Origin of the sequence: Putridiphycobacter roseus (assembly GCF_003234935.1) — a bacterium.
In the GTDB taxonomy this organism is placed as follows: Bacteria; Bacteroidota; Bacteroidia; order Flavobacteriales_D; family Crocinitomicaceae; genus Putridiphycobacter; species Putridiphycobacter roseus.
Genome location: NZ_QKSB01000028.1, coordinates 1 through 5465 on the forward strand (window position 1 = coordinate 1; position 5465 = coordinate 5465).

At 45.0% G+C, this 5465-nt stretch carries 2 tRNA genes and 3 rRNA genes; all 5 read left to right on the plus strand.

The features are described from left to right. Positions 1-412: 412 nt before the first annotated feature. The 5 genes from DNU06_RS17160 to rrf all read left to right on the plus strand — a co-directional run bounded on the left by DNU06_RS17160 (position 413) and on the right by rrf (position 5378). Positions 413-1934: ribosomal RNA gene (locus tag DNU06_RS17160) — 16S ribosomal RNA — on the plus strand. Between the two features lie 76 nt (positions 1935-2010). Beyond that, a tRNA-Ile gene (locus DNU06_RS17165) sits at positions 2011-2084 on the plus strand. An 11-nt stretch (positions 2085-2095) separates the two neighbouring features. Then, positions 2096-2169, plus strand: a tRNA-Ala gene (locus DNU06_RS17170). A 147-nt stretch (positions 2170-2316) separates the two neighbouring features. Next, a 23S ribosomal RNA gene (locus DNU06_RS17175) occupies positions 2317-5186 on the plus strand. Positions 5187-5264: 78 nt separating this feature from the next. Then, a 5S ribosomal RNA gene (rrf, locus tag DNU06_RS17180) occupies positions 5265-5378 on the plus strand. Together the 16S, 23S and 5S rRNA genes with 2 tRNA genes alongside form the textbook arrangement of a ribosomal RNA operon. Positions 5379-5465 lie beyond the last annotated feature (87 nt).

Consider the following 5465-nt stretch of genomic DNA (forward strand, 5'->3'; position numbering starts at 1 on the left):
TATTTCACAATTAATTTAGAAAAGGCATTGTCAAGTAAAAAAAGAGGTGTATCTTTGCGCCCCCAAACGAGGGTAAAAAAGTTTTGAAAAGCGCGGAATTGAGAATAGTTTTAAGATTTAAATAAAAAGATTAAGTTTTGTTAGGAGGATAAAAAAAAGGTGTTACCTTTGCCCCCGCAAAACAAATATCGATTTGTTGATTTTAGAGCGATTTTAGGTTCGAAAAAAAGTTTTAAATTTTATTAAGATTTACTTGTTAAGATAAAAATTAACATTAACTTTGCGCTCCCGATTTGGGAATAAAGAATAGGTCAACGGACCACTTTAAAGTTCTTTGAAAAGATTGAAGATTGAGAAATAGTAAAGTCAAAAACAAAGGTTTCTAAATTAGAAAACATATTAATAAATTTATACAACGGAGAGTTTGATCCTGGCTCAGGATGAACGCTAGCGGCAGGCTTAACACATGCAAGTCGAGGGGTAACAGGGAAGCTTGCTTCTGCTGACGACCGGCGCACGGGTGCGTAACGCGTATACAATCTACCTTATACTGGAGAATAGCCCTAAGAAATTGGGATTAATGCTCCATAGTATTATATCTTCGCATGTTGATATAATTAAAGCTCCGGCGGTATAAGATGAGTATGCGTGATATTAGTTAGTTGGTAAGGTAACGGCTTACCAAGACATCGATATCTAGGGGGTCTGAGAGGACTATCCCCCACACTGGTACTGAGACACGGACCAGACTCCTACGGGAGGCAGCAGTGAGGAATATTGGTCAATGGAGGAAACTCTGAACCAGCCATGCCGCGTGAAGGACGACTGCCCTATGGGTTGTAAACTTCTTTTATTTGGGAAGAAACCTTTCTACGTGTAGAAAGCTGACGGTACCAAATGAATAAGGACCGGCTAACTCCGTGCCAGCAGCCGCGGTAATACGGAGGGTCCAAGCGTTATCCGGAATCATTGGGTTTAAAGGGTTCGCAGGCGGTCAATTAAGTCAGTGGTGAAATCTCGGGGCTCAACTCCGAAACTGCCATTGATACTGATTGACTTGAATTAAGTTGGAGTAGGCGGAATGTGTAGTGTAGCGGTGAAATGCTTAGATATTACACAGAACACCGATAGCGAAGGCAGCTTACTAAACTTATATTGACGCTCATGAACGAAAGCGTGGGGAGCGAACAGGATTAGATACCCTGGTAGTCCACGCCGTAAACGATGGTTACTCGATATTGGCGATATACGGTCAGTGTCTAAGCGAAAGTGATAAGTAACCCACCTGGGGAGTACGGTCGCAAGATTGAAACTCAAAGGAATTGACGGGGGCCCGCACAAGCGGTGGAGCATGTGGTTTAATTCGATGATACGCGAGGAACCTTACCAGGGCTTAAATGCATTATGACAGGCTTGGAAACAAGTTTTTCTTCGGACATTTTGCAAGGTGCTGCATGGCTGTCGTCAGCTCGTGCCGTGAGGTGTTGGGTTAAGTCCCGCAACGAGCGCAACCCCTATTCTTAGTTGCCAGCGAGTAATGTCGGGGACTCTAAGAAAACTGCCGGCGTAAGCCGCGAGGAAGGTGGGGACGACGTCAAGTCATCACGGCCCTTACGTCCTGGGCCACACACGTGCTACAATGGTAAGTACAGAGGGCAGCTACCTGGTGACAGGATGCGAATCTCGAAAACTTATCTCAGTTCGGATTGAAGTCTGCAACTCGACTTCATGAAGCTGGAATCGCTAGTAATCGCGCATCAGCCATGGCGCGGTGAATACGTTCCCGGGCCTTGTACACACCGCCCGTCAAGCCATGGAAGCTGGGGGTACCTAAAGTCGGTAACCGAAAGGAGCTGCCTAGGGTAAAACTAGTAACTGGGGCTAAGTCGTAACAAGGTAGCCGTACCGGAAGGTGCGGCTGGAACACCTCCTTTCTAGAGATTTAGAATCTTTGGACTTTATTATTTCCATCTTTAATATTTTCTTTTATTAAGAAGAGGAATGGGAAATAGTCCCGTAGCTCAGTTGGTTAGAGCACTACACTGATAATGTAGGGGTCGGCAGTTCAAGTCTGCCCGGGACTACATTATTAATAGGGGGATTAGCTCAGCTGGCTAGAGCGCCTGCCTTGCACGCAGGAGGTCATCGGTTCGACTCCGATATTCTCCACTAATTTACACAAACGAGTGTAAAAGGAGTTAATACGTAAGTATTAAGTATTAAATTTTTAAGATATGAACTATAATAATATTATTATATAGTTTCACATTAAAAGTTCTTTGAATTATTGAGTATTGATTTGAGTAGAGAGTAATCAAATAAGTTATTAAGGGCATATGGTGAATACCTAGGCTCTCAGAGGCGAAGAAGGACGTGATAAGCTGCGATAAGCGACGGAGAGGTGCAAATAACTTTTGACCCGTTGATTTCCGAATGGGGCAACCCGGCTGGTTGAAGATCAGTCACCTATTTATAGGAGCTAACCCGGAGAACTGAAACATCTAAGTACCCGGAGGAAGAGAAAACAATAGTGATTTCCTTAGTAGTGGCGAGCGAAACGGAAATAGCCCAAACCAGCTTTGTTTAGGCAGAGTTGGGGTTGTAGGACTACAATATGGACTTATAAAATATAGTGGAATAATTTGGAAAGATTAATCGAAGAGGGTGATAATCCCGTACGCGAAATGTTTTATATACCTAGTAGTATCCTGAGTAGGGCGGGACATGTGTAATCCTGTCTGAATCTGCCAGAACCATCTGGTAAGGCTAAATACTACTGAGAGACCGATAGTGAACTAGTACCGTGAGGGAAAGGTGAAAAGCACCCTGAATAAGGGAGTGAAATAGATCTTGAAACCATATGCTTACAAGCGGTCGGAGCCTTTAGGGGTGACGGCGTGCCTTTTGCATAATGAGCCTACGAGTTACTCCTCGTTAGCAAGGTTAAGTGTTTAAGACACGTAGCCGAAGCGAAAGCAAGTCTGAATAGGGCGATTAGTTAGCGGGGGTAGACGCGAAACCTGGTGATCTACCCATGGACAGGTTGAAGCTCCGTTAATCCGGAGTGGAGGACCGAACCAATATACGTTGAAAAGTGTTTGGATGATCTGTGGGTAGGGGTGAAAGGCCAATCAAACCAGGAAATAGCTCGTACTCCCCGAAATGCATTTAGGTGCAGCGTTGAGATAGAGTGTCATAGAGGTAGAGCTACTGATTGGGCTAGGGGGCTTCACCGCCTACCAAACCCTGACAAACTCCGAATGCTATGACATATGCTCAGCAGTGAGGGCATGGGTGCTAAGGTCCGTGTCCGAGAGGGAAAGAACCCAGACCATCAGCTAAGGTCCCTAAATATATACTAAGTTGTACAAACGCTGTTCAATTGCATTGACAGCTAGGATGTTGGCTTGGAAGCAGCCATTCATTTAAAGAGTGCGTAACAGCTCACTAGTCGAGCGATCGTGCGTGGATAATAATCGGGCATAAGTATATTACCGAAGCTATGGATGAAAATGGTAGGGGAGCATTCTATTCTGCGTTGAAGCAGTACTGTGAGGTATTGTGGAGTGTATAGAAAAGCAAATGTAGGCATAAGTAACGATAAAGCGGGCGAGAAACCCGCTCACCAATAGACTAAGGTTTCCTCAGCTACGTTAATCGGCTGAGGGTTAGTCGGGACCTAAGGTTAATCCGAAAGGAGATATCGATGGCAAACAGGTTAATATTCCTGTACTACTTATAACTGTGATGGGGTGACGGAGAAGTGAAAGGTTTGCGCACAGACGGAATTGTGCGTTGAAGGGTGTAGTTATAGAGATCGTAGGCAAATCCGCGAACTCTGATGAACCTGATAGTACCAAGCGTCTTTTAGACAATTGGATAATAACCCTAATCATACTCCCAAGAAAAACCTCTAAACTATAGGTTATAAGTACTCGTACCGCAAACCGACACAGGTAGTCAAGAAGAGAATTCTAAGGTGCTCGAGTGATTCATGGCTAAGGAACTAGGCAAAATGGTCTCGTAACTTCGGGAGAAGAGACGCCTCTAGCAATAGAGGCCGCAGTGAATAGGCCCAGGCGACTGTTTATCAAAAACACAGGACTCTGCAAAATCGAAAGATGAAGTATAGGGTCTGACACCTGCCCGGTGCTGGAAGGTTAAGAGGAGTTGTTATCTTCGGAGAAGCAATGAATTGAAGCCCCAGTAAACGGCGGCCGTAACTATAACGGTCCTAAGGTAGCGAAATTCCTTGTCGGGTAAGTTCCGACCTGCACGAATGGTGTAACGATCTGGGCACTGTCTCAGCCATGAGCTCGGTGAAATTGTAGTATCGGTGAAGATGCCGATTACCCGCAACGGGACGGAAAGACCCCGTGCACCTTTACTATAGGTTCACATTGACATTGGATAATTCACATGTAGGATAGGTGGGAGACTTTGATCTTGCGTCGCTAGGCGTAAGTTAGTCGTCCTTGAAATACCACCTTTGGATTATCTGGTGTCTAATCCCACTATGTGGGAGACATTGTGTGCTGGGTAGTTTGACTGGGGTGGTCGCCTCCAAAAGAGTAACGGAGGCTTCTAAAGGTACCCTCAGCACGCTTGGTAACCGTGCGTAGAGTATAATGGCATAAGGGTGCTTGACTGGGAGACTTACAAGTCGATCAGGTACGAAAGTAGAGCATAGTGATCCGGTGGTTCCGTATGGAAGGGCCATCGCTCAAAGGATAAAAGGTACGCCGGGGATAACAGGCTGATCACTCCCAAGAGCTCATATCGACGGAGTGGTTTGGCACCTCGATGTCGGCTCGTCACATCCTGGGGCTGGAGAAGGTCCCAAGGGTTGGGCTGTTCGCCCATTAAAGTGGCACGCGAGCTGGGTTCAGAACGTCGTGAGACAGTTCGGTCCCTATCTGTTGTGGGCGTTAGATATTTGAGAGGACCTTCCTCTAGTACGAGAGGACCGGGGAGGACGAACCTCTAGTGTACCTGTTGTGGCGCCAGCTGCATCGCAGGGTAGCTACGTTCGGATGAGATAAGTGCTGAAAGCATCTAAGCACGAAACTCGCCTCAAGATGAGATATCTTTTAAGGGTCGTTGAAGACGACAACGTTGATAGGCTACAGGTGTAAAGATGGTAACATCAAAGCCGAGTAGTACTAATTACCCGTAGACTTATTTATTAATTCCAATGCTTATTGGAATATTACTCTCTACTCTATTAATATTCAAACTTCATTAAACATAAAACATTTAAAGTTTTCGGTGTTTATTGCGGTAGGGTCCACCTCTTCCCATTTCGAACAGAGAAGTTAAGCCTACTTGCGCAGATGGTACTGCCCTTTTAAGGGTGGGAGAGTATGTAAATGCCAATTTTAAAGCCTCATTAGTTAATCTAATGAGGCTTTTTTTTTGCCATAAATTTATTATTTAAATCTATTTCTTTGATAGGAATATGTATT